This window comes from Stenotrophomonas sp. TWI602 (assembly GCF_039674045.1).
Classification (GTDB): domain Bacteria; phylum Pseudomonadota; class Gammaproteobacteria; order Xanthomonadales; family Xanthomonadaceae; genus Stenotrophomonas.
Map to the genome: position 1 here is coordinate 172106 of NZ_JBDJMT010000003.1, position 23109 is coordinate 195214.

34 protein-coding genes and 1 tRNA gene are annotated in these 23109 nt (G+C 60.5%); 25 read left to right on the forward strand and 10 right to left on the reverse strand.

The window, feature by feature from the left end; translation table 11 throughout:
• Position 1 precedes the first annotated feature (1 nt).
• A complete protein-coding gene (locus tag ABE483_RS05310) occupies positions 2–313 on the reverse strand; it encodes a winged helix-turn-helix domain-containing protein (RefSeq protein ID WP_346481266.1) in 312 nt (103 codons plus the stop codon).
• Complete coding sequence (locus ABE483_RS05315; RefSeq protein WP_346481267.1) at positions 310–852, reverse strand: hypothetical protein; 543 nt, start codon at positions 850–852, stop codon at positions 310–312. Before ABE483_RS05315 ends, ABE483_RS05310 begins: the two co-directional genes overlap by 4 nt.
• A gap of 156 nt (positions 853–1008) precedes the next feature.
• Here ABE483_RS05315 and ABE483_RS05320 point away from each other — a divergent pair, with 156 nt between their 5' ends.
• The gene (locus ABE483_RS05320) at positions 1009–1227 is read left to right on the forward strand and encodes a hypothetical protein (RefSeq protein ID WP_266084504.1); all 219 of its coding nucleotides are present in this window, start codon (positions 1009–1011) and stop codon (positions 1225–1227) included.
• A gap of 212 nt (positions 1228–1439) precedes the next feature.
• Here ABE483_RS05320 and ABE483_RS05325 read toward each other — a convergent pair whose 3' ends face one another.
• The gene (locus ABE483_RS05325; RefSeq protein ID WP_266084505.1) at positions 1440–1607 is read right to left on the reverse strand and encodes a hypothetical protein; all 168 of its coding nucleotides are present in this window, start codon (positions 1605–1607) and stop codon (positions 1440–1442) included.
• An 11-nt stretch (positions 1608–1618) separates the two neighbouring features.
• On the opposite strand from ABE483_RS05325, the gene ABE483_RS05330 reads away from it, so the two are divergent.
• Positions 1619–1828, forward strand: a complete 210-nt coding sequence (locus ABE483_RS05330; RefSeq protein ID WP_346481268.1) for a hypothetical protein — start codon at positions 1619–1621, stop codon at positions 1826–1828.
• Positions 1829–1832: 4 nt separating this feature from the next.
• Here ABE483_RS05330 and ABE483_RS05335 read toward each other — a convergent pair whose 3' ends face one another.
• Positions 1833–2324, reverse strand: coding sequence for a YdaS family helix-turn-helix protein (locus ABE483_RS05335; RefSeq protein WP_346481269.1), 492 nt, complete (start codon positions 2322–2324; stop codon positions 1833–1835).
• A gap of 56 nt (positions 2325–2380) precedes the next feature.
• On the opposite strand from ABE483_RS05335, the gene ABE483_RS05340 reads away from it, so the two are divergent.
• From ABE483_RS05340 to ABE483_RS05350, 3 genes are all read left to right on the forward strand, one after another.
• Positions 2381–3130 carry an XRE family transcriptional regulator gene (locus ABE483_RS05340; protein ID WP_346481270.1) on the forward strand — a complete coding sequence of 250 codons (750 nt, stop codon included), beginning with the start codon at positions 2381–2383 and terminating at the stop codon, positions 3128–3130.
• 64 nt (positions 3131–3194) lie between these two features.
• Entirely contained in the window at positions 3195–3560 is a 366-nt protein-coding gene (locus ABE483_RS05345; protein WP_346481271.1) for a hypothetical protein, read from the forward strand.
• Positions 3561–3654: 94 nt separating this feature from the next.
• Complete coding sequence (locus ABE483_RS05350; RefSeq protein WP_346481272.1) at positions 3655–3939, forward strand: hypothetical protein; 285 nt, start codon at positions 3655–3657, stop codon at positions 3937–3939.
• A 25-nt stretch (positions 3940–3964) separates the two neighbouring features.
• Here ABE483_RS05350 and ABE483_RS05355 read toward each other — a convergent pair whose 3' ends face one another.
• A complete protein-coding gene (locus tag ABE483_RS05355; protein ID WP_346481273.1) occupies positions 3965–4225 on the reverse strand; it encodes a hypothetical protein in 261 nt (86 codons plus the stop codon).
• Positions 4226–4434: 209 nt separating this feature from the next.
• On the opposite strand from ABE483_RS05355, the gene ABE483_RS05360 reads away from it, so the two are divergent.
• Genes ABE483_RS05360 through ABE483_RS05390 form a run of 7 tightly spaced genes read left to right on the forward strand, consistent with a single transcriptional unit; the run spans position 4435 to position 6314 of the window.
• Positions 4435–4674, forward strand: coding sequence for a hypothetical protein (locus ABE483_RS05360; protein WP_070427028.1), 240 nt, complete (start codon positions 4435–4437; stop codon positions 4672–4674).
• Positions 4671–4919, forward strand: a complete 249-nt coding sequence (locus ABE483_RS05365; protein WP_346481274.1) for a hypothetical protein — start codon at positions 4671–4673, stop codon at positions 4917–4919. The genes ABE483_RS05360 and ABE483_RS05365 overlap by 4 nt, the downstream gene beginning before the upstream one ends.
• Positions 4916–5152: a hypothetical protein gene (locus ABE483_RS05370; RefSeq protein ID WP_346481275.1), complete on the forward strand. Its 237-nt coding sequence runs from the start codon at positions 4916–4918 to the stop codon at positions 5150–5152. The genes ABE483_RS05365 and ABE483_RS05370 overlap by 4 nt, the downstream gene beginning before the upstream one ends.
• Positions 5149–5283, forward strand: coding sequence for a hypothetical protein (locus ABE483_RS05375; protein WP_346481276.1), 135 nt, complete (start codon positions 5149–5151; stop codon positions 5281–5283). Before ABE483_RS05370 ends, ABE483_RS05375 begins: the two co-directional genes overlap by 4 nt.
• Positions 5271–5453, forward strand: coding sequence for a hypothetical protein (locus tag ABE483_RS05380; RefSeq protein ID WP_346481277.1), 183 nt, complete (start codon positions 5271–5273; stop codon positions 5451–5453). Before ABE483_RS05375 ends, ABE483_RS05380 begins: the two co-directional genes overlap by 13 nt.
• Positions 5446–5985, forward strand: a complete 540-nt coding sequence (locus ABE483_RS05385) for a hypothetical protein (protein WP_346481278.1) — start codon at positions 5446–5448, stop codon at positions 5983–5985. Before ABE483_RS05380 ends, ABE483_RS05385 begins: the two co-directional genes overlap by 8 nt.
• Positions 5982–6314: a hypothetical protein gene (locus ABE483_RS05390; RefSeq protein ID WP_346481279.1), complete on the forward strand. Its 333-nt coding sequence runs from the start codon at positions 5982–5984 to the stop codon at positions 6312–6314. Before ABE483_RS05385 ends, ABE483_RS05390 begins: the two co-directional genes overlap by 4 nt.
• Positions 6315–6406: 92 nt before the next feature.
• Here the strand turns inward: ABE483_RS05390 and ABE483_RS05395 are convergent, their stop codons facing one another.
• Entirely contained in the window at positions 6407–7060 is a 654-nt protein-coding gene (locus ABE483_RS05395) for a hypothetical protein (RefSeq protein WP_346481280.1), read from the reverse strand.
• 119 nt (positions 7061–7179) lie between these two features.
• On the opposite strand from ABE483_RS05395, the gene ABE483_RS05400 reads away from it, so the two are divergent.
• The 5 genes from ABE483_RS05400 to ABE483_RS05420 are packed head-to-tail and all read left to right on the forward strand — an operon-like array spanning position 7180 to position 9186.
• Complete coding sequence (locus ABE483_RS05400; RefSeq protein WP_346481281.1) at positions 7180–7365, forward strand: hypothetical protein; 186 nt, start codon at positions 7180–7182, stop codon at positions 7363–7365.
• Positions 7362–7661 (forward strand): hypothetical protein, encoded by a 300-nt coding sequence (locus ABE483_RS05405; protein WP_346481282.1) that lies wholly within the window; start codon positions 7362–7364, stop codon positions 7659–7661. Before ABE483_RS05400 ends, ABE483_RS05405 begins: the two co-directional genes overlap by 4 nt.
• 25 nt (positions 7662–7686) lie before the next feature.
• Complete coding sequence (locus ABE483_RS05410; RefSeq protein ID WP_346481283.1) at positions 7687–8016, forward strand: hypothetical protein; 330 nt, start codon at positions 7687–7689, stop codon at positions 8014–8016.
• A complete protein-coding gene (locus ABE483_RS05415) occupies positions 8003–8338 on the forward strand; it encodes a hypothetical protein (protein ID WP_346481284.1) in 336 nt (111 codons plus the stop codon). Before ABE483_RS05410 ends, ABE483_RS05415 begins: the two co-directional genes overlap by 14 nt.
• A 17-nt stretch (positions 8339–8355) precedes the next feature.
• Complete coding sequence (locus ABE483_RS05420) at positions 8356–9186, forward strand: site-specific integrase (RefSeq protein WP_346481285.1); 831 nt, start codon at positions 8356–8358, stop codon at positions 9184–9186.
• A gap of 9 nt (positions 9187–9195) precedes the next feature.
• Here the strand turns inward: ABE483_RS05420 and ABE483_RS05425 are convergent, their stop codons facing one another.
• Together ABE483_RS05425 and ABE483_RS05430 are read right to left on the reverse strand one after the other, a co-directional pair.
• Complete coding sequence (locus tag ABE483_RS05425; protein ID WP_346481286.1) at positions 9196–10692, reverse strand: hypothetical protein; 1497 nt, start codon at positions 10690–10692, stop codon at positions 9196–9198.
• 187 nt (positions 10693–10879) lie between these two features.
• A tRNA-Arg gene (locus ABE483_RS05430) sits at positions 10880–10956 on the reverse strand.
• A gap of 124 nt (positions 10957–11080) precedes the next feature.
• Here ABE483_RS05430 and ABE483_RS05435 point away from each other — a divergent pair.
• The 6 genes from ABE483_RS05435 (at position 11081) to ABE483_RS05460 (ending at position 16961) form a co-directional block, all read left to right on the forward strand.
• Positions 11081–11683 carry a phosphatase PAP2 family protein gene (locus ABE483_RS05435; protein WP_346481287.1) on the forward strand — a complete coding sequence of 201 codons (603 nt, stop codon included), beginning with the start codon at positions 11081–11083 and terminating at the stop codon, positions 11681–11683.
• A gap of 117 nt (positions 11684–11800) precedes the next feature.
• Positions 11801–12136 carry a hypothetical protein gene (locus ABE483_RS05440; RefSeq protein WP_346481288.1) on the forward strand — a complete coding sequence of 112 codons (336 nt, stop codon included), beginning with the start codon at positions 11801–11803 and terminating at the stop codon, positions 12134–12136.
• Positions 12137–12228: 92 nt separating this feature from the next.
• A complete protein-coding gene (locus ABE483_RS05445) occupies positions 12229–13335 on the forward strand; it encodes a polysaccharide biosynthesis/export family protein (RefSeq protein ID WP_346481289.1) in 1107 nt (368 codons plus the stop codon).
• A gap of 13 nt (positions 13336–13348) precedes the next feature.
• A complete protein-coding gene (locus ABE483_RS05450) occupies positions 13349–14038 on the forward strand; it encodes a YjbF family lipoprotein (protein ID WP_346481290.1) in 690 nt (229 codons plus the stop codon).
• Positions 14035–14814 (forward strand): capsule biosynthesis GfcC family protein, encoded by a 780-nt coding sequence (locus ABE483_RS05455; protein ID WP_346481291.1) that lies wholly within the window; start codon positions 14035–14037, stop codon positions 14812–14814. The genes ABE483_RS05450 and ABE483_RS05455 overlap by 4 nt, the downstream gene beginning before the upstream one ends.
• On the forward strand, positions 14811–16961 hold the full coding sequence (locus ABE483_RS05460; RefSeq protein ID WP_346481292.1) for a YjbH domain-containing protein: 2151 nt from the start codon (positions 14811–14813) through the stop codon (positions 16959–16961). Before ABE483_RS05455 ends, ABE483_RS05460 begins: the two co-directional genes overlap by 4 nt.
• 133 nt (positions 16962–17094) lie before the next feature.
• Here ABE483_RS05460 and ABE483_RS05465 read toward each other — a convergent pair whose 3' ends face one another.
• On the reverse strand, positions 17095–19341 hold the full coding sequence (locus ABE483_RS05465) for a polysaccharide biosynthesis tyrosine autokinase (RefSeq protein ID WP_346481293.1): 2247 nt from the start codon (positions 19339–19341) through the stop codon (positions 17095–17097).
• A 23-nt stretch (positions 19342–19364) separates the two neighbouring features.
• Positions 19365–19802 (reverse strand): low molecular weight protein-tyrosine-phosphatase, encoded by a 438-nt coding sequence (locus tag ABE483_RS05470; RefSeq protein WP_346481294.1) that lies wholly within the window; start codon positions 19800–19802, stop codon positions 19365–19367.
• A gap of 69 nt (positions 19803–19871) precedes the next feature.
• Here ABE483_RS05470 and ABE483_RS05475 point away from each other — a divergent pair, with 69 nt between their 5' ends.
• Positions 19872–21578 carry an undecaprenyl-phosphate glucose phosphotransferase gene (locus tag ABE483_RS05475; RefSeq protein WP_346481295.1) on the forward strand — a complete coding sequence of 569 codons (1707 nt, stop codon included), beginning with the start codon at positions 19872–19874 and terminating at the stop codon, positions 21576–21578.
• Positions 21579–21744: 166 nt separating this feature from the next.
• Entirely contained in the window at positions 21745–23085 is a 1341-nt protein-coding gene (locus tag ABE483_RS05480; RefSeq protein WP_346481296.1) for a flippase, read from the forward strand.
• Positions 23086–23109: the final 24 nt, after the last annotated feature.

Sequence of the window (23109 nt, forward strand, 5' to 3'; positions counted from 1 at the left end):
TTCAGACCGCCAGGGTGTAGTTGTCGCCCTGGGCCACTGGCCACCAGGTGCAGACGGTGATGTTGCTGATCGGGCACACGGTCTTGGCGCCGCGGAACGCTCGACCCTCCTTCATCAGATCCGGGAGCCGGCGGGCAACCATGTGCCGGTCCAGTCCGGTGGCGCGCGCCAGCTGCATGCTGGTCATGCCCGGATAGCGCTTCACCGCAGCCTCGGTGCGATCTTTCTGCGCGGCGTGGCGCCCGCTCCGGACAAGAAGCGCAGCGGCCTCATGGCTGCCGCTGATATCGGTTGAACGGGCCAGATGGCTCATCGGGTCGCCCTCTTGGATTGCTTGCCCTTCGATGCAGCGCGCGCCACGTTCCGCTCCAGCCGGTGCGCCATGGTCCGCAGCGCGCGGGCTTCGCTGACCATCAGCTCGGCCTCGTCGCTGTCGATGCAGCGGTCCTGCATTGCCTCAACCGCCGTGCCGGTCAGGCGACCCACGCGGGTGGTGATGTCCAGCAGCTTCAGCTGCAGCGCTCCGATCTCGTCGGACCAGCCGCCCTCCGGCGGAGGCGGCACCACGTCCACGGCCATGCCGAAGCGGCCGGCCAGCGCCTGCATCCACTCCAGGGCGTACTCGCTGCCGCCGGCCTTCTCCTGCATCCACTCGGTCAGCAGTTCGGCGATCTCGATCGATACCGACTCACCCTCCAGGCCGCGCAGCTTTGCGCGCAGCGTCTCCGGGTGCATGGTCTTGCCGCGGCGATCGGCCAGGAACGCGGCCGCGTCGGCCACGCCGCCGGGCGTACGGCGCACGGAGTTGTAGAGGACGTCGATCCAGTTGAGGGCGGAGGTACGGCAGGTCATGGGTTCACCTTGGGTGTGCGGGTGTTTCAAGGTTTCGGGGCTGGCCCGGGTGGCGCAGGATTCGCGCCATGGACAACAACTACTCAGGGAAGGAAGGCGTCGCCCGCCTTGCGTTACGCTGGAAGTGCGAACAACACAGCCCGCAAGGAGGGCGACATGGACGAAGCAAGGTACGAAGTGGCTATGACGGCGGTTCTTTCGTTGGCGATGGCGCTGGATCACCGAAAAGTCCTGGACGTGGAGGACTACGTGACCAGGCTTTCGCTCAACTCCCTGCTTTCAAAGGCCAACGGAAACGACGAACAATCAGCGCTACTCGATGCGCACATCGCGCGGCTACGCGAAACCTTCGCGGAGCGCGGCGAGACTCACTAGCCGCGTGGTATCGCTGCCACGCCGCAATTTCTTCAGCGGTGATCGCACCGGCCCACCATTCCAGTGAATCCCTCACCTGTTCTTCAGTGAGGGTCCACTGGATGCCTGCATCCGTCGTTGCGGAAGGAAACGCTTTGGCAGGCCGAATACCCGCGCTCTTCGGCGGCTCCTTGGCCAGCAGCGACGAGATCCGCGGAAAGCGAGCGCGCATGTCAGGCAGCCTCGCTCTTGATCAGGTCAGGCCGCAGCTGGCCCGCCGCAGCAATGCCAGCCTGAAAGATCAGTGCGATATGCTCACCGCTCAGGTCGCGCTTGACTGCGTATTCACGAATGCGCGACAGGTGATGCTCCCGGGCCTGCTCGGGGGTCAACTCAGACATTGGGGTTCTCCATGGACATGGAACGAATCGAAACGCGAGGGCAAGACGGACGCGTGGTATCGGTCATCAAGCACCGAACCCGCATCGAAACCTCAGGGCTCAGCGGCCGAAGCTGGGTCGAAGGCCTTGCCCGGTACACGCTGGCGGACGGCAGTGCGGTCAATGCGGTTGAAGACGGCTTTGAGGTCGTTTCAACCTGCGAGCGGCTTGTGCGCGTGTAAGCCATCAGGCAGCCTCCACGTTGATGATTCGGTCAGCGTCCGGGTCGTGCGGCGCCTCTTTGGCGACCGGCTGCTGTTCCTGCACGCCCAGCAGCCTCATCACCTGCGGCAGCGCCGGGACGCTCTGCTCTTCCGGCCAGGCCTCCACCTGCTCAACGGGCAGCTTCAGCAGCTTCGCCAGGGGCGCGTCGGCCTTGAAACCGAACTTGGCCCGCAGCGCGCGCTTGCTCATGCGGCTATCGGCCTCCGCCGCGATGGCCTGCCGCTCGGTTTGAACCGGCATCGGGCCGAACACCGCGGGAAGAAGCTCAAACCGGCTAACCGCGCCCCCGGTAGCGAGATCAATCTGGATTGCTCGCTCCGCCTTGATGGCCGTAGTGCCCTTCTCCCACTGGGAGACGAGGCCTTGGGTGGCGGGCGTGCCCGTAGCTGTCAGCAAAGCGGCGAAAGCTGCTTGCGACAGACCCTTCTCTTTTCGGTAGGTGGGGATGTCCATTGCTCGATTATGAGTGCCGCTGATATATCGGTCAATAGTGCCGCTATTGGCAAATCATGAACGCATTAATTAGCGTTCCTCATATGGAAGCATCACGCAAAGCGAAGCCGACCCCAGCTGATATCGCCGCCGCAGCGCGGCTGAAGGCGGCGTGGGCTGACAAGGCTCGTTCACTCGGCATCACCCAAGAGAAGCTGGCACACGAACTGGGCATCACCCAGGGCGCGGTCAGCCAGTACCTCAACGGCAAGATCCCGATGAACTACCGAACTCTCAAGGTGTTCGCGGCAGCTCTAGGAATTGAGGACACCGATATCAGGAACGATTTGCCCGAGCAGCAGTACAGCTCCCCCGCTCCCTCCGACGACGGCTGGGATGACGTCGTCGGGTACTCTCAGGCTGCAGGGTTGGGGGCTGGCTCGGAAGCCGCCGAGTACGCGGAGACGCATAGCCTCAAGTTCAAGAAGACCAGCCTGCGCCGCCGCGGGATCTACGGTCGCGACTTGGCTGTCTATTACGGTAAGGGCGACAGCATGGAGCCGACCATCAAGGACGGCGACGCAATCCTATTCGACACCTCAGACACCCGAGTGACGGATGGACTTCTGTACGTGATCCAGGTTGATGGCATGGCCCGCCCGGAGTACTTCGTGAAGCGAGCCATGGTGCTCGACACCGGCGTCTACTTCCAAAGCGACAACCCGCATGGCGACCATCAGTGGCGAAAGCCAAAACCCATGGTCTCCAAACGGCACCCGATCACGGTCATTGGCCGGGTGCACTGGATTGGCGGATGGGCTGATTGAGGGATCACATGACTCACATGATCGCAGGACACCTACATCCACGCTTGCCGATGCGAAAAATTAAATGACAATCCCTGACGATCTAGCCTTGACCCTAACCTTCGATGATTTCAAGCGCTTCCTGATCGAGAAATATAAAAACAACGAATGTCCGGTCTGCAAACAGCTAGCTGGCATCGAGCTCATGTTCATACGAGGCGGTGGCGGTCTACCAGAGGTCGCCGGCTACTATGGGCTCATCCAGTCCCGCGAGCCCCTGGACACCATCCCTGCTTCAACAACAATCACCGGATTTGCGCTGCCTATGCTGCCGGTCTCGTGCAAGAACTGTGGATACGTCCAACTATTCAACGTGACCACGATATCGCAATGGATTAAGAAGCACCCTGGTCTAGAGGCCACAGCCAGAGAAGGCGAGAATGATGTCTAAGGATGGCAACAACGTCAGACAGATGTTCCCACCCCAGGGAGAAGTGAACTCGCGGGGCCTTGCTAGTGGGGGCGGCCCGCCCCAGAATGGAGGAATGGAAGGCCGCCTTGTAAAGATCGAGACCCTTGTTCCGACGCTCGCCACGAAGTCGGACATTGAGTCTGTCCGTGCCGATCTTCACAAGGTGTCAAGCGACATGAAAGGGTGGTTTATTGCCACTGCTGTTCTTGTTTTGGTCGGTATGTTCACGATCGCGAACATCATGATCACCCAGGTGCGCTCGATCCAACCTTCGAAGACTGAGACGTCCGCGCCAGCTCCTATCGTGATCCAGATGCCGGGCTCGCCCGCGCCAACGGCGCCTGCCCCCTCACCCTAAACCAACCCCGCCCAAGCGGGGTTCGTTATGGCTGCTTCACTTCCGCCAAGATGTTCTTCAGCGTCGGGCGGTCCGCCTCGACGGGAGGATGCACGGGCACACCGGCACCGCCGCGGACTGAAAGCTCATGCGCCTTCAACTCGTTCGCCCTTCGGAGCTCCGCAAGGATGGCCGAGAGCAGCGGCTTGATCCCGAAGATGGCAAAGGGAATCAGGATCCAGAGGATGCAGAGCACTACCAGGAAGAGCACTGCGAAGATCGAAACGCTGCCGAAGATGGTTTCCACTGACTGTCCCTAGCCTTGCATTGAGGCCCAATTCTACCAGTGCACCTCGCGCGGGTACGGGGTCCGGCGATGCAGACGCACCCCTGACCATGTTCAGAAAAAATGTACGGGTGAATATAAGCGCCCCTATTGACGAATAGAATTAGCGCCACTAATCTTTCTCTGTCGCCCCAGTAACAGCCCATCCGGGCCGGGGCTCGGAGTCCTCCATGGCTTTCGCTGCCTTCACCGCTTCCGGTCCCGTCACGGTCAAAGCCGTGCACGCCACCGATACCGTCGCCATCTCCTTCGGCACCGTCGAGATCAACCTCTCGCCTGTCGAATGGGCCGAGCTCGCCATGAAGGGCTCCAGCGCCGCGCTCGAACTGCGCGCCAACCACATCCGCACCGGCATGCGCATTGGCCCCCTGCAGCTCGGCAACGCCGACCTGGTCGAGGCGCAGGCATGAGCGCCCCGTGCAAGATCGCAGCCATCCGACACGCCGTCAGTGCGCTTCACGGTGCCGCTGACGATGGCGCTGATACCCGCCGCTACGCGGTTGCCCTGCAGGAAGCCGGCGCCAACGTAGATGCGCTGATCGAAGCCGCTGGAAAGATCACTGGAACGGTGACCGACGGGGAGATGCTGGTGAGTTTCGAATCTCTGGCTGACCTGGTCACCGCCCTCATCCTCATCAACGACGGTGCCGCATGAGCGCCGTCATCCTTTCATTCCCCACCAACACCGCCCAGCGCGCCAACGGCGCCGGCCTGGCCGTGGCGATCGCTGCCAAGCGCATGGGCTACCGCCCGCACCACATCGCCCGTGCCGCCGCCCTCGCCCGCCGCGAGGTTCTGGACGGCCACAAGAGCGCTGCCCGCGCCGTCGCCGACATGACCCGCGACCTGGCGCACGGCGCACGCAACCACACCCCGGGTGCCGCATGAGCGGGATCGACTTCGCCTTCGGCCTGATCGTCGGGTTTGCCGCTGGCGCCCTCGTGGCCACCGCCTGGCTGCAGCGCCGCCACGACGAGCACTTCGCCGCCCTGATGGAGCAGATCCGATGCGCGGGCTGATCCGCCACTGGCGCGCCGGCGGGCTGGTGCTGCTGGGCGCCCTGCTCCTGGCGGTCGCCTTCGCCATGGCCTGGGCCGGCATCGAAGACACCGGCGTCTACCTGCTCATGGGCGCCCTGCTCTGCGCCACCCAGGTGCCCGACGCGTGGAGGCGCGGCCGCGATGGCTGATCCGACCGTAGCCGCCACAGTCCGCGCCATGCGACGCGCAGGTGCCGCCGGCCAGCCGGTGCCGGCGGAGGTCGCAGCCGCGTGGGCAAAGGCCCTCATGGAGCAGCTGTACGGGATGCAGAAGCCGGTCCGCTACGAGTGCCGGCGCCGCGGCAGCAACGATCCATGGGAAGAGGCCGAGCCGGGCGACGTGACACACCCGCGCCGCCGCAACCTGGTGATCCGCGCGCTCTACCTGCACCCGCCGGTCGGAAAGCAGCAGCACCGCTGGCCGCCAGGAAGCAATGGGGACGGCAGATGCCTGGACTGCGACGAAGCCGAATGGCTCGCAGGGCCGGACTGCCGACCGCACGCCCCGCTCCGCGACCACCGCTCTGCCATGCCTTTCAGGATCACCTGGCTGATCGAGCCGCTCGAAAAGCTCCAGTACCTGACGAAGCACCTCGGCCCGACCGACCGCGCCAAGTGGCGCAACGAAGCCACATACCTCATCGACCGTATCAGAGACCACGAGACGGGAAGCCAGCCATGACGACCGACACGCACAACGACACCGCCAACGCCGCCAAGATCCGCATCTGGGAAGTCAGCGATTGCGAGTGGTACGCAGGCGCTGGTGATGCTGCGGACATCCTGACCGCCTACATCCACGACACCGGGCTCGACGAGGACGAGGTCACGGCGGACGGCCAGTACCCGCGCCTCCTCACCGACGCCGAGCTGGATGCCATGACCTACACGTACACCGATGAGGACGAGCTGCCCACCGAGCAGGCCACCTTCCGCACGGCGCTGGGGCGCGCGATCGCCAATGGCGAGGCCACCGAGCAGCCAACCCTTTTTGCTACGACGGAGGTCTGACCGTGTCCATAGCGAGACGCCCAAATCCAGCCAACGTGGCTGCCCAACGGATTGCCAATCAATTATCTCGCGCCACGTGCGTGGATGTCGGCCTACAACTGTTCTTTGTTCAATCCGAGGCGATGCACAGCCGCGACACACTCCGCCTCGACACGTTGAAGATCGGAAACTATCAACGGAATAGTTGCACGCATTGCGGAGAGACCTGCGCGGAGTTCATCTTCGGTCTCAGTGCCATCGCGGTGCCTGTCACTGCTTTGCAACAGCTGGAACATTCCAACTGCACGGACCAGGGAAGCACCTGTCGCCCTGTCCAGATAGTGGAGTCGATCCTTGACTTGCTCCGTCGATGGGAAGGAGAGCTTGTTCAATCTGCCGAAAATACGATCCTGATAGCTTTTGTTGGATACAAAGGCGACCTCACAACCTGGGTGATTGAGAAGCCCCAGCAGGTGCGACAACAATCCGGCGTTGCTGGATACCTCCGCTGTGATCTGCATGAGCACCAGCAAGCGCTCGGACTCGTCTCGATATGCCTGCCTCTCTGCTTGGGAACTCGCGATCTTTACCGCGACGGCGCTTGCGCGATTTGCGGCTTTGCCGAGTCTGTAGGTGACAAATCCCAAGATGGCTGTCGTCACCACAGCGGCAACACCTGCTGCTACGGACCAAGCTTCCCACTTCGGCAAGCAAGTCTGGCTCAGCCACCAGCAGGAACTGAATGCGTCAAGAAAGTCCACTGTCATGCCCCCCATTCGCCTGCCGATCATCTTGCCACGGCATCTGCTGGGGTTGGAGCGCCCGTATCGCTAGCTACGGTCAAGCCGCCGCGTGGCCTGCGCACCAGGCTGCGGGAGGAGGTCTGATGGATCCCATCACCCAGGCCAAGCACACAACGCGCGTGCTTATCGGCGAGGCGCGCGCCCGGCGGCTGGCGGGCCACGGCTTCTGGTGCATGTTCCGCATGGCCCAGTCAGCTCGCCGCCGCGCCGCAACCCTTCCCCGCCCGGCGCCGCCGGCACTCCCCATCCAACCGGAGCTGTTCGCTTGAACATGACCCCATCATTTGGCTTGGGAGCCCTGGCGTTCTCGGCCACCATGGAAGTTCCGCGCATCGCCAAGCGCGAGAGGCCGCTGGCTCAGCACGACTATGCGGACTACGGCTGCGTCCGCGCGGTCATGGAATTCATGAAGTGGGCGCACGAACAGGACCGCTTCCCGACGGTCCCGGCTGTGCAGAACCGATTCAACGTCAGCAAGGCCACGGCGTATAGATGGACCAACGCCCTTGCTGAGACGTACGGCATCGACCCGCCGGTTCGATCCGGCCCAGGCATCTTCGAATAACTGCCGCCAATCAGGAGAGCTCCCTATGACCCAGCGACACATCAGCCACCCCGAGCCGCTGCCGGCCTGCGCCGCCGGTCACAGCGCGCGCCACATCCACGACCTGCGCAGCATCTCCGCCGGCGGCGGCGGCCACTTCGTTGAGTGCCGGTGCAGGGCGACCCAGCGCCACCCTGAGGCGAGCGGCGCGTTCGACCAGTGGCGGCGCATCAACCGCCCTGCCCGCAGCGCCCGGAAGGTCATGCCCACGATCGACGCGCCCGGGGCAGACAACGTTGTTCAGTTGGACTTTGGCCTGGCGCCGCCAGCACCGCCCCGGCGAGCAGGAACAGGAGGTGGCCATGGGCGCCGCTGAAAAGCTCGACCTATCAGGCAAGGACTGGCTGACGGTCGAGGAAGCCGCGCACTACTGCGGCGTCTCCAACGGCCAGTTCCGCAAGAACGCCCTCAGCTACGGACTCAAACCCCGGCGCTTCATGGGAAAGCAGTTGTACGAAAAGGCGGCGCTCTATGCCGCGATCGAAGGTGCAGAGGAATGGCAAAGGTTCGACTCTACTGGCGTGGCACAAAGGCCTACCTCGACTGGGCGGAAGGCGGTGAGCGCTTTCGCCGGTCCATTGGGCAACCTGACGCCCGTGAGGCGGAGAGAATTCGTGCCGCGAAAGAAGCCGAGCTGACGCACGGGGTCCGGATCTTGGCGCGACTGCCCAAGCTCCGGGACTACATGGAGTGGTATCTAGACTGGTACGAGGCCGAGCACCCCACCACGATCACAAAAGCCCGCAGCGAGGTGAAGCGCTTCCTAGAACGCTTCGGCCACCGCCCGATCGACAGCATCCGAGCCGTCGAAGTGGAGCAATACAAGCGCTCGCGCCTCCTGGACGACAAGGCAGCGAAGGAAACGGTCGGGAAGGAAATTCGACGACTTAAAGCGGCATTCAACCGCGGCGTCGAATGGAAGGAACTCGACGTGAACCCGCTTGCCTCGGTCAAGGCACCGCGCGGCGTACGGAGCGTAGCGGTCAAGTTCTATGATCGAGCCGCGATGCGGCGACTGTACCGGGCCAACCCATCGCGTGCCCCGCTGTGGTTGTTCATGGCTCACACGGGGCTGCGCCGAGGCGAAGTCATCGGGCTGGAGAAACTCTCGGTGGTCGCCGGCCGCCTCTTGGTCGAGAGTGACCCCGACGAGACCGGCGCCGGGCGGACCAAGTCCGGCAAGTGGCGGGAAGTGCCCCTAAACCGCTACGCCAGGTGGGCGCTGCGGCACCTGCCGGACCCGCTGGTGACGGTTCACAAGGATACGGTGTCGGATTGGTTCGCGAAGGACGCCGCAGCTGCTGGCATCGGCGGTCATCTGCACCGGCTGCGGCACACCTTCTGTGCCCATATGGTGATGGGTGGTGTGCCGCTGCGGAGAGTGCAAGTGCTGGCCGGCCATGCAGATTATGGAACCACAGAGAAATACTACGCGCACCTCTCGCCCTCTGGAAATGATCTAGCAGTCAAACACCTAGCGTTCTAACAAACAAGATCACCTACCGTAGGACTTCAGGCCGTTAAAGAATGCGCTTCTCACTGCCCAACGAACGGCATCATCGGTACGAATACTCTTCCAATGGTCAGGATATCTCATTACGTCTCTGACCTCATAGCGGTCTTCCTGTGGATACCTAACTTCCAGGAAACCTATTCTGTACAGAAACCTAGCCAGCGCTATATCCGCGTCGCCAGATGAGACACCCTTTTGAAGCTTAACCTGACCATTTCCGATCAACCCCCGGAGATGCTTGTACAGATCCGAGGCGATCCACTCGAGAGGCTTGCCCGTAAAAGATTGCAGACAGATATCCAAGCCTACACAAAGAGACCCAAACTCCGTCTTTAGAAACTCAAGCTGATCCGTAGAGTAGTTTGATTCCGCCTCATCAATTACAAGACCCGTAACAGGAAAGCCATCGGAGCCATCAAGTGCAAACTTAATCATATTGCGCAAACTTCTAGGCGTATACATAGAGCGCCGTACAAAATAGCTAAACGAATCGCTCTCCGCGCCGTTCTTCAGCCTGACATTCTGAGGGAAGAAAACATGCCACATGTCATCGAAAGGCACTTTAATTGTATGAAGATCGACATCTAGCGCGTGCCCAATTGCGTACCGAAGCCTCTGCTGCGTCCAACGCTTTAGATCACCAACATCCCAATTGAGGTGAACAACACCACCGACCTTGTCTGAATAATGCCAACCGGGATTAATATTCAGCCACAAGTCCTGCCTCATAAAGAGGTGGACTTCGCCGTCTTTATTGCTGTGCGTGATGCGGTCAGCTGCCTCGACAGCATCTCGGATCAGTCGCAGATTAGTGGCACCACCCTCTTCCTGAAGGTTGTCAAAATCATCAATGTACAGCACGAAGCTTGTGGCATTGGCAACTCGATCAATTCGATCAGGGCTAAACTTCTCCTGCCCTGAGTTCTCCTCGCTGAGCTTCTTAGCCCAGGGAACCAGAACTTTAACCGCATCAACGATTCGCTCACCAAAGTCACGCTCGGTGATGCCCTGCGTTTTAGCCCATGCTCGGACAGCGATCTCATCGTCGCCGGTTAGAAGTGTGCCACTCATCGTCCGAGCGAGATGCCGAACAATTAGCTCTGCGTAGATCTGAACCCAATCTGCTACCGCGCCGTATCCTCTCTGCGCAGCTTTCGCAAGCCGCTCTGAGTGAAAAGAAGCGAGCTCATCAGCAGATGCCTCGATTACCAGTGTTTTCGGACTACTCCTACGCATATCGCTACTAGCGATACGAACAGCGGACTTTCCGGCACCTTTTCGAGCCACTGCGACGGTAGTAGTGGCGGATACCGCCTTCGAAAACCATTCAGGTCGAACAACAAGATCTTTGTACCAGCCGTCCTGCGTCGAATCTCGCTCAGCATTGGGATACCCAATAAAAGAGGAGTCGTTCATCCAACGTTTGCGGATGATTTCTATCTGGCCTGCACTAAGACTACGAATCGGCACACTACCCACGGCACATCTCCTTGTGACGACACCCCGAGCCTACAGAGTGGCAGGGACAACCACTCGGCTATGTTCGTGCAAGCTTCGCGAGTCACTTAGCTGATCACACAACTGTGCCAACTGTGCCTAACTCAATGTGAAACTGTACAAAATAAGCCGAAATCGCCCGAACAGCCTCATCGTAAGCTATTGATTTTGGTGGCCCCGGCCCGATTCGAACGGGCGACCTTCCCCTTAGGAGGGGGACGCTCTATCCAGCTGAGCTACGGGGCCACGGAGGGCGTAAAGGATACAGGCAAACGAGGGGCCTCATCCATGCTCGACCGGTTGCCCGCCACTCATCCCCGACCGCAGCAACTGCCCTATGCTCCTCCGTCCCCTGCGATGAGTGACATGGATGCATCCTCTTTGGGCCACCCTTTCCCAACTCGGCGACAGCCGCTGGCTGTTGCCACTGAGCCTGGTGCTGATCCTCTTCGGCCCAAAAGAAAGCCGCGCCCTTCGCATTCGCTGGGCCGCCGGCCTGGCTATCGCCGGTGGCCTAACCCTGGCCTCCAAGCTGGCCTTCCTGGGCTGGGGTATTGGTTGGGCCCGGCTGGACTTCACTGGCTTCAGTGGCCACGCGACCATGACGGCGGCGGTATATCCGGTCGCCGTGTATCTCGCCACGCATGGACGGCTCCGCCCTTCCCTGCCCTTGGCGCTGCTCGGCTCGCTCCTTGCCGCGGCCATTGCGTACTCGCGCCTTCCGCTCAACGCCCACTCGGTATCCGAAGTGGTCAGCGGATGGCTGCTGGGCACAGCGGCGACGGCCTTCGCACTGTTTGCGAGCCGCCGGGAGTGGCGCACGCCCCTACCAATCTTTGCCTTGTCGCTGGCGGTAGGCGCGGCCATACCCTTGTTGATGCCCACCGTGCGCACGCACGACATAGTCATGCGCATAGCGACCGAGCTTTCTGGCCGGGAACAGGTCTTCAACCGCCACCATTTTGTGCGATAGCCGTCAAATAATCGGCGCACAGAACCCTTCCCGCCAGCTCAAACTGGCTTGACACTGAATAGCCTTCGAAGCGATGATGACAGCGAAAATTTACCTCACGGAGTAGGAAACCCCGTTATGAAGAAGATCTTTGCCGCTCTCGCCCTCGTGGCTCTCTCCCCGATGGCTCTGGCTCAGGAAGCCCAGGTTGAGCAGGCTGCTGGTGCTGAAGGCACCACCGCTGCCACCAGCGCAGAAGTCGCCGGCACTGGCGCCGCCACCGGTGCTGCCACCGGCGCCCTCACCACGACTGCCTTGATCGGCGCCGGCATCGCCGTCGCTGCAGTCGCATACAGCGTTGTATCCGACAGCAGTAGCGACGACGCCGGCAACAACAATGGCGGTGGCACCACCCCGCCGCCGACCGGCACCACCGGGACGACGGGCACCACCGGCACCACCGGCACCAACTGATCCGCTAGTCGGAGTCAGGTCATTACGCCCTCGCCGGGCGCAGGTCCGGCGGGGGTTTTTGTTTTGCCCGACAGGGCCAGGAAGAATCATCGATGGACTGCAAACGTCTTGGCGCCACTCTGGCGTTCGCTCTTACCCTGTCTGGCTGCGTGTTCGCTCCCGGCCAACACATGCGCTCCAGCGCCCTGGCCAGTGATGATCAGCCGGTCGGCAACGACAATATCGAGCTGATCCAGATCACGCCCAAGCTGATCGCCATGGACCGCGCCTCGCGCGATGTTCCGACGCTGCCGATCGCCCTGACAAATTATCAGCCTGGTCCGTATCAGATTGGCGCAGGCGACATCCTGTACATCACTGTATGGGATCACCCCGAACTCACCGTGCCCGCCGGCCCACAGCAGCAGCTGAATGCAGCCGGTCGACTTGTCCAGTCCGATGGCACGCTGTTCTATCCGTACATCGGCAAGATTGCCGCTGCCGGCAAGACGCCCGGCGAGCTTCGCGATGAGATCACCTCAAAGTTGGCGCGAGTCATCGAAGCGCCCCAGGTCGATGTTTCCATGCTGACCTACGCCAGTCAGCGCGTATGGGTTACCGGCGCGTCGCGCCAGGCGGCAACTGTGCCGTTGACCGTGACCCCGCTGACCCTTGGCGATGCCATCAGCCAGTCCGGGCTTGATCCGGCGCAAGCAGATCTGTCAGGCGTGCGCCTTACGCGCGAGGGCGTGACGTACACCATCGACCTCGACCGGCTCGGCCGTCAGGGCGGCGGCGCTACCAACGTCTTCCTCAAGGCAAATGATCATCTTTACGTCCCGTATCTGGACCGGAAGGAGATTTTTGTCGTCGGTGAAGTGAACCAGCCCGGTGCAATGAGCTTCAAGACCAGCGACATTTCGTTGAGTCAGGCGCTTGGCCGTGCACGCGGCCTGCAGCAGTCCACGTCCAACGGAAACGCCGTCTATGTGATCCGGGGCTCGAGTGATCTGCAGAGCGCACCCTCCAGCATATTCCAGCTGGAAGCAAAATCCCCAGCCGCCTTCGCCGTTGCCAGCCAGTTCGAACTTCTGCCCGGCGACGTGGTTTTCGTTGGCGCAGCAGGCGTGACGCGCTGGAGCCGCTTCGTGAACCAACTGCTGCCGTTCACCTCGATCATCAGCAACGCGGCAAGCGCGCGTAACGATCTCGACAATTGACGGCTGGCCAATGATGAGCAGGACCGCTCTCGTTGCGCCGCAACGGAACCATGGATTGCGCGGCCTGGCCGCGCTCGTACTGATGGGCTTTGCGCTGTCAGGCTGCGGCGTGGTGGGCCGCACCAGCGTCAAGACCGTACAACTGGCAATGCAGGGCAAACCAGACGTTCAGCCCACAGCCGCTGACGTGGCAGCGAACCGCTATGCCCAGATCAAGGTCACCGGCCCGCGAGGCGGGGCGGTTCTGGTTTTGGGCAACCTCGATGGTGATCGCCAAGCCTGGTACAGCAACGATCGTAGCGTCGTCTTCCTTGAAGATGGGCTGCTGATAGGCACGCATGGTGGCACCCCTGAGCTCCAGGGCATGCGGATCGAGGGTCAGAATCCTTTCCACGCCCTGCACCAGATCGAAGCGCCCATCACCGTCCAGCGCCAGTATGACGTCATGCCTGGCTATCGCTTCGGCATGATGGTGAGCGGCACTCTCGAACGCCTTGGCACCGAGAATGTCGAGATTCTCAATAGAACCCGTCCGTTGCTGCATGTCCGCGAACGGCTGGAAGGCCAGAACTGGAAGCGCGACAACCATTATTGGGTTGACCCGGCCAACGGGTTCATCTGGAAGAGCGTGCAGGCCATCGCACCCGATGCCAGCCTGGAAATCATCCAGCTCAAACCCTATTTGCCGGATCTGAACCGTTGATCACCTTGCGTCTGGCCGCCCTCGCCCTGAGCGTGGCCGCTTCTGTTTCCCTGCACGCCGCACCAGCCATCACCGTCGAGGTCATCGGCAACGTCCGAAATCCGGGCGTGCTGACGCTCCCTGGAACCAGTCGATTGTCTGATGCAGCGCTCGCGGGCGCGCCGGATGATCGCAGCTACATGCTGGGAGCGGCCCTGCTCAAGCGCAGCGAGCTCGTTGCGCAGACCCGCCTGAAAACAGGCCTGCTGTTCGACCTTGCGGCCATTGAAAGTCGGCAGAGGATCGACCCGGAAGGCGCCGCGGCCGCAACACGCATCGCCCGGGAAGTATCTGCGATGCCAGTGACCGGCCGCATTCGCCAAGGACTCGCCCCGCGTGTACTGGAGATGGACCTCAGCGCCAATCGACCATTGGCCGATGGTGACAGACTGTACTACCCGACACGGCCAAGCACAGTGACCGTCCTTGGCACGGTGGAGCAGCCCTGCTCGATACCGCATCATCCCTTCCAGCGCCCGTTGGACTATGTGCGGCAGTGCCCTGCCCTGCTCGCTGCCAGCAAGGAGGATGTGTTTGTCATTCAGCCTGACGGCGAGGTACAGAAAATTGGCGTTGCACTCTGGAACCGCAGCGGTGAGTCCACCCTCGCTCCCGGCGCCCTCATTTTTGTTCCTCTCAACGCACGAACAACGCGCGACGTGAACCCCGATTTCAACGAGGACGCCGCACGCTTCCTCGCCACCCAGGTGCTGGATGCGCCCGGAGCACCGAAGTGACTCGTTTTGCCAGATCACAGGCCGCTCGCCTGAGCCTTGCGCTGCTCACCTTGAGCATCAGCACCGCCCTCCATGCCCAGAGTGCCCCCGCTCCGACTGCAAGCGATTGGGGCGGCATTGGCCTGCTACAGACCCCGACCGCTCGCATGGCCGATGAGGGCGAACTCGCCTTCACGGCCAGTCATACCTCGCCTTACAGCCGCTACAACATGGTGCTGCAGCCGCTGCCCTGGCTGGAGGGCGCGTTTCGCTACGTTTCGGTGGCCAATCGGCGCTATGGTCCGGAATGGCTGAGCGGAACGCAGAACTACAAGGACAAGTCGATCGATCTGAAGGTCCGCCTGCTTGAAGAGAGTCGCTGGGTTCCCGAAGTTGCGGCGGGCTTTCGCGATCTGGGCGGCACAGGTCTGTTCTCAAGTGAGTACCTCGTCGCCAGCAAGCGCATTGGCTCTTTCGATGCCAGCGTGGGCCTGGCCACCGGCTACATCGGTAATCGAGGTGATTTCAGGAACCCCCTGACTTCCATCGACGATAGATTCGAAACGCGCCCGCGAGCGCAAGGTACCGGCAGCCTCAATAGCGATGGGATGTTCCGCGGCCCCGTCGGCGTCTTCGGTGGCGTCGCGTACCAGACGCCGTGGGACGCGCTTCAGTTGAAGCTGGAGTACGACGGCAACGACTACAAGCACGAGCCGCAGGGGAACAACCAGCACCAGAAGAGCCCGTTCAACGTTGGCGCATCTTACGCGGTCAACAACAACGTGCATCTACACCTGGGCTGGGAGCGCGGCGACCTGGCGATGTTCGGCATCACCCTTCGGACGAACCTTGCCCAAGCCAGTTCAATGGCAAAGGTCCTGGATCCCCTGCCGATGCCACTGAAACAGCGTCCTACGACCGCCGTGGCCGAGTCTGAGCACGACACAAATGTCGTCACTGAACTGTTCGACTGGTCAGGCGTCGCCAACCAGCTGGAGCAGAATGCAGGGCTGCGCGTTCAGAGCATCAGTCGACGTGGATCGGAACTGATCGTTACCGGAGAGCAGCGCCGCTTCTACTATCCGGCACAGGGCGTAGGCAGAATGGGGCGTATTCTCGACGGTGCGCTACCTGACGACATCACGTGGTTCACCGTGCAGAACGCCCGGTTGGGCGTACCGATCGTGGAAACCAGCATCGAACGAAAGGCCCTCGTCGACTACATCGAACACAAGACCGACCTGAGCACTCTCGCCGGTCATATTGAGATGGCTCCTCCCGCCGCTCAGCGCCGGGAGACCCTTTACAGCGCACCGCTGCGCCGTTTCGACGGCGGGTTCAACATCGGCTATCAGCAATCGCTCGGCGGACCTGACGGCTTTGTGCTGTTCCAGGTAGCTGGCACCTACACCGCCAGCGCCTACCTCGCCCGGAATCTGTGGCTCAGCGGCACCGTCAGCTACAACGCCTACAACAACTACGACAAGTTCCGCTACGACGCTCCCAGTCGCTTGCCTCGCGTACGCACCAATATCCGCCGGTACATGACGGCGGAGGACTTGACACTACCAAATCTTCAGGTGACCGGCACCCGCCAACTTGCGCGGGATACGTATGGCATGGTCTATGCGGGCCTGCTCGAATCCATGTACGCCGGCGCCGGCGGTGAAGTGCTCTATCGCCCGCTCAATGAGCGCTGGGCAGTAGGCGTGGAGGCCAACTGGGTCAAGCAACGCGATTTCGATCAGCGTTTCAGCTTCCGTGACTACAGTGTCGCCACCGGCCATGCCAGTTTCTACTACATGTGGGGCGAAGAACGGCGCGTGGTGACTGCATTGAGTGCCGGCCGCTATCTGGCCAAGGACTGGGGTGCCACCCTGGCTGTCTCCCGCGCCTTCGACAATGGCGTGACCATGGGCGCCTACGCAACCAAGACCGACGTATCCTCCAAGGACTTCGGCGAGGGCAGCTTCGACAAGGGCATCTATGTGTCCGTACCCTTCGACTTCCTGCTGCCGCGCTCCACGCGGGCCCGGGCTAATTTCGCCTGGAACCCGCTCTACCGGGATGGCGGCGCTCGCCTGGCGCGCAGTTATGGGCTTTACCAGATGACATCGGAGCGTGATCCGGAGTTCTTCTTCGATAACCTACAGACCATCGACGACTGATCGTCGCACTCAGCACAAGCATGGTGGAAGTAAAAAAGAAGGCCAGGAGCATGCTCCTGGCCTTTTTGGCATATCACATCATGGCTCTGCAGCCCGTCAGCAGAGGGAGCGGCAAGGGCCGCCCCTCGTCGAATCACTTCTCGTTGGAAGCGTACTCGTAGTATCCATAACTGTAGTAGCCGGTTGCGCGCCTCTCAACGGCGTTGAAGATCGCACCCTTTACTTGAACACCGTTCTGCTCGAACCGCTTCATCGAAAGCAGGATTTCCTTCGGCTGGTTTACGCCAAATCGAGTCACCATCAGCGTTGAACCAGCGTGGTGAGAGACGATCGCAGCATCGGTAACTGCAAGAATCGGAGGGGTATCCACGATGACCAGGTCGTACTCAGAAGACAGTCCCTCCAAGAGACTCGCGAAGCGCGGGTGCATCAGGAGCTCTGAAGGATTCGGCGGAATATCGCCGCGTGTCATGTAGTGCATCTGCTCCAACCCGGGAACAGCGTGAATTGCGTCACCCACGGCCAGCTTTCCAGACAGTACATCCGACAGGCCGCTGGCGTGGCTTACGCCCAACACCTTATGCAAAGTCCCCTTGCGCATATCCACGTCAATGACGAGCACCTTCTGACCTGCCTGGGCAACGACGGCACCCAGATTGGCGGAGATGAAGGTCTTGCCGACGCCAGGGCGCGGACCGGAGATCGCGATGACGTTGTTCTTCGCCTCCATCATCGCAAAGTGCAGGCTTGTCCGCAGACTGCGCAGGGCCTCTACGGCAAGGTCTGCCGGCTCCGCAGCGGCCAGCAGATGCGAGCGACCGTCAGCCACCACGCGGGATTTGCCACCCCGACCCTTCTGGATCTTCAAGAGGTTACTGGAGACACTCAGCGGAATGGCGGCATATACCGGCAGGCCAAGCTCTTCAATCTGCGCGGGGTCTTCCACGCCAGGATTGAGCATTCGAGCCAGGAAAGCAGCACCTGCAGACAAGAAGAGACCCAACAACGTCGAAACCAGGACGATCAGCCCTTTCTGGGGCTTGACCGGCTTGCTGACATCAACAACCGCATCATCGACGATCCGGACGTTACCGACCGTTCCCGCCCGGGCCACGTCCAGCTGCTGTGCCTGATTCAGCAGGGCCGTATAGAGCTCATTGCTGACCTGAAGGTCTCGCGTGAGTCGCAGCAGCTCCTGCTGCGTGTCTGGTAGCGCATTGACTTCACGGCGGAAACCGTCCTTGCGCCCTTGCAGATCGGAAAGCTGCTTAAGCAGCGCACGATAAGCAGGATGCTCGCGAGTGAAGCTCCGGTCCATCTCAGCCTGCTTCATCCGCAGCTCTTGGATGCCTGTTTCAACCGCCACTTCCTGTTCCAGCAGACCCTTAGTCTGCATGGTGATGTCGACCGAGTTGGCGCGCGACTGGTACTTCGCCATTGCCGCTTGGGCATCCTCTACCTGCTTGCGCACGGTGGGCAGCTGGTCTTTGACGAACTGCAGCTGCGAGGCAGCCTCAGCAGAACTACGGTCCACGTTCTGACGCGCATACGCCTCGGCGACCTTCTGCACGACCATCTGCGCGAGTACCGGATCGGCACCCTCATAGACAACCCGCAAGATGCCGGACTCTTTGCCCTGCTCACCGGCCTTGATGTCTTCCTGCAGACCCGAGACAACATCCAGACGACGTAGCTTGGTGACAGTGAAGCGCATGCCCGTATGTGCGCGAAGGCTTTCCACTTCGATACGGAAGTCCTTCGCATGAGCCGCCGAACCGGCCTTACCCTTGACCACAAGCTCGCCATCACCGTCCACCAGATCGAATGCACCGTCGGCAGCCGTTACCACCAAGGTCAGCGGCTCATTAAGGTAGGCACGCGGAACTTCGAAACGATGGATTGTCAGAGACTCGCCGCCCCACCCATAACTCGACATGCCCAGCAGCGGTTGGGCGAGTTCATCGGGAGCGCGCGCCTCGAAACGACGTGCGAAAAACCCCCCAACAACAGGGAATCGTATGGGTTTGGCGACGATGTCCAACTGCAATTCATCCACCGCGGTCCCCACCACGGACCGTGACGTCAACAACGCAACCTCAGTGGTAGCGGCGGCACTGCCGCCACCGGCCAGAGAGGTCAAATCAGCTAAACCAGGAATCGTGGGCATTTTCGACTCCACCTGCACCATCGCCTGCGCCTGATAAACAGGTGTGGCGAGCAACGCATAAGCGGTGCCAACGATCGCAAAAATCAATGTCGTCCCTATGATCCACCATTTTCGGTCGATCAAAACCCCTAACATCTCTCGCAGATCAAACTCGTCGTCCTCACGGACGGCACGCGCGGGCGTTTCCTTCATCTTGGCTTCCATTTCATTCATTTCCACCGCGATCGGGCGGATCGTTACTTGATGTACTTGGACCAGCGATCGACGCTCTTATCGATCAAGGCGTAAACATGTTCAAACGCGATTCGCTGCTGCCGGTAGGGGTCGGGCACTTCCAGCGAATCCCAACGTCCCAGCAGGAAGGTCTTTCCACTGACTTGCGGTGCATCGCGCAAGATGCGTGAGACGTGGGCTTGCTCCATCACAAGGATCAGATCAGCCGCAGACAGCACCTCAGGAGTCGCTTGCCGTGCACGATGCCCGTCCGGATCAAAGCCGTGCTCGCGTAGTATCTCTGCCGCCATAGGATCGATCGGCTTCCCAACCAGAGCCTGAAGGCCGGCCGACGAAACTTCCACCCCCACCCGGTCACGCAGCGCGTGACGCATGAGGAGCTCGGCGGTAGGACTACGGCAAATATTTCCGACGCAGACAAGCAACAACTTCTTGAACACATATCCCCCGGGACATCATCCTTGAACCAAGCGCACAGGACGCCCGCGCCTAGGCTGAACAGCCAAGCAGTGTACAGCATTGGTGCGGACAAGATGTGGACATCAGAGCATGAGCCCCTGATCCGCTTCATCGATCAGGGCATTCATATGGCGCTTCGGCAACACGGCGTCAATTACAACCTAATGGGCCACGCAGCATTGGCCCATCAGCCCCGCCCTTCTGGTACTATTCGAGCTCAAATTTTGACGCATCCGTCACGGAACCGGCGCACGAAGGCACGCACCAGTTTAACGCAGCCCAAGAAGAACGCGGGCCGTTGCGGATCGTTATTTCAATCAAGGAAGACGAATATCATGTGGATCTCCCCGTCCCGGCAACACTCTGGGCTCTGGACCCTATCGGCTGGACGATTTGGGGCAGCATTGAGCTTGATGCTTCGTGTTGGCGACCCTCTCTTATTGGTGGCGGGGGCTCTGGTCGCTTACGCATGGCGCTTCGAGGACCTGCAGGTCCCGGTTGATTATTGGCGGCTGATTGCCATCACAGCTGTGTTTGCGATCTTGGTCCTGGGCGCCTCAACGCTCTACGGGAGCTGGCGAGGGCGCGGCCTGATCGCAGAGTTCGCGCAGCTCACGCTCAAGTGGGCGCTCATCTTCTCGGCTCTCGTGGCCTACGCCACCGCAATTCAAATTACGGATGAGCTCTCGAGGCTCTGGCTTGCCACATGGTTCGTCGCAAGCCTTGTCGGCGTGTTTGCCCTGCGCGTGGTCGTCCGCATCGGCTCTGCGTGGGTGCGGGCCCGCGGCATGGACCTCAGATCTGCGGTCATCGTAGGCGCCAACGCCGATGCGCAACACATCATCGACACCCTTAAGGACAATGCTTGGACTGGCATCACTGTTAACGGGTGGTTCGCAGCCGATTCCGATCGATGCACCTTGAGTGGCGCAGCCGCACTTGGCGACGTCGAAGGCCTGGGGAGCTTTGTAGAAGAGAATCAGATCGACCAAGTGTGGATTGCGCTACCGATGCGCGACGAAGCGCAGATCAGACTTGCGCTGGACCAGCTTCAGCACTCCACCGCGGACGTGAAATTCGTGCCGGACATGTTCGGACTTCATCTTATGAATCATTCGGTGGAGCAGGTCGCCGGCCTTCCCGTGATCAATCTGCAGCAGACTCCTCTGCACGGCAGCGCCCGACTTTTGAAGGCAAGCGAGGATCGTCTGCTCGCGGCACTCATCCTTCTGCTGATAGCTCCGCTGATGCTAGCCATCGCAGTAGCTGTGAAAATCAGCTCTCCCGGCCCTGTCTTCTATCGCCAAGAGCGGATGAGCTGGAACAACAAGACTTTCTGGATGCTGAAGTTCCGATCCATGCCGGTGGACGCAGAACAGTCTTCCGGTGCCGTGTGGGCAAAGTCTGGCGAGGTCCGCGCGACACGCATTGGCGGCATACTGCGGAAAACCAGCCTAGACGAACTCCCTCAGTTCATCAATGTGCTGCTGGGCGACATGTCCATCGTGGGCCCACGCCCCGAGCGGCCGGTCTTCGTGCATAAGTTTAAGAACGAGATCCCCGCCTACATGAAAAAGCACATGGTTAAGGCAGGGATCACTGGCTGGGCCCAAGTGAATGGCTGGAGAGGCTCGACGGACCTGCAGAAGCGAATCGAGTGCGACCTCTTTTATATCGAAAATTGGTCACTTTGGTTTGACCTGAAGATCGTTTTCATGACGCTATTCAAAGGCTTTGTGCACAAGAACGCGTATTAAACTCTGAACCAGCCCCCACGCCCCACCCCGTGTATATGCGTGTGTAGGAGGAAGGGCAATGGCAGCATCGAGCACCTCCGGGCCTCGGCGCGACACCACACACCTTAGTTTTAGTTAGTCAGACCGCGAAACGGTCGACCACTGAGCCCAGGAAGGAAGCCTGTGCATGGACCGTGTTCACAATGCCCGCCCTGCCAACAGACGAATCACAGTTAACACGATGAAGTATGCACGAACGTTGTCGCACATCGTACTACTGTGGGGGGGCTCGCTCGCCGGAGCAGGAATCGCGTTCCTCACCCAAGTCGCCTTAGGCCGCCACCTCGGGCCTGACGACTACGGCACATTCAGCAGCGCCCTTGCTCAAACGATTCTTTTGTCGCAGGTGGCAGGTATCGGCCTACAGACCTTCTGGCTGAGTGCATACGGAAGGGAGGGGTGGCTCGCAGCAAGGTGGCTACCGAGCTCTATAAAGCTGCTGGGGATCACCTCGACTGTATCGATTGCGATCTACCTCGCCATGGTTGCGGTCGCACCCAATAAGCCACACAGCATTGCCACCCTCCTTTGGATGGCACCCAGCATCCTAGGCTTCGCCGCCGTGGAGTTGACTGCGTCGAAGCTGCAACTCGAAGAACGCTTCCTTGCAATATCAATTTGGCAGGTAGCTCACCACGCCCTCCGATTCGGCCTGGTGCTGGCTCTCATACAAATCTATCACCAAGGCGGAATGCTACTGGGAACTTCGGCGATCTATTCGCTGGTGGCCATGGTGCTGGCGACCATTACATATCGCCAACTTAAAAGCATGTCTCGGGGTGATTTCAATCTTTGCGGGCACGGAGAGCGCCCATCACGGGATAGAGCGGCACCTGCGCCAAGTGTCAAGGATGTCTTCCGTGAATCCTGGCCTTTTGGGGCCGACGCACTACTATATTTAGCATATTTCCAGTGCAGCAATATTCTCCTCATTTATCTCGCTGGCGACCGCGCCGCAGGACTTTACTTCTCTGCGTTCAATATAATGAATGCAATTTACTTACTACCGACCGTCCTATATACCAAATTTTTACTATCAAAGATACATCGATGGGCGCACCACGAACGGGCGAAGCTAAAAACGCTGCTCCACGCTGGCGCAACAGCGATGCTCTGCCTGGGCGTTACGTGCACCCTGGTTGTCTGGCTAGCAAGTGACTTCATTATTCAATCTCTTTACGGAAAGCAGTTTTCCGGGGCAGAGCCGATACTTCTCACCCTAGCCTTCTGCGCCCCCCTTCGGTTTGTCAGTACGAGTATTGGCGCAATCCTGACAACAGGAAGCCAAATGATGACCCGCATTAAAATCAAGGTAATCTGCGCGGTGCTTTGCATAGCGCTTAATTTAATATTAATTCCAAAGCTGGGAGCAATGGGCGCCGCGCTCTCCACCGTAGCGACAGAGCTCTGCCTTTTAGTGCTATTTTCCATAATAACTTTCATACGACGCCAGCAAATATTTGGCTGAGCGAAATCCAATATCAGGCCTCGA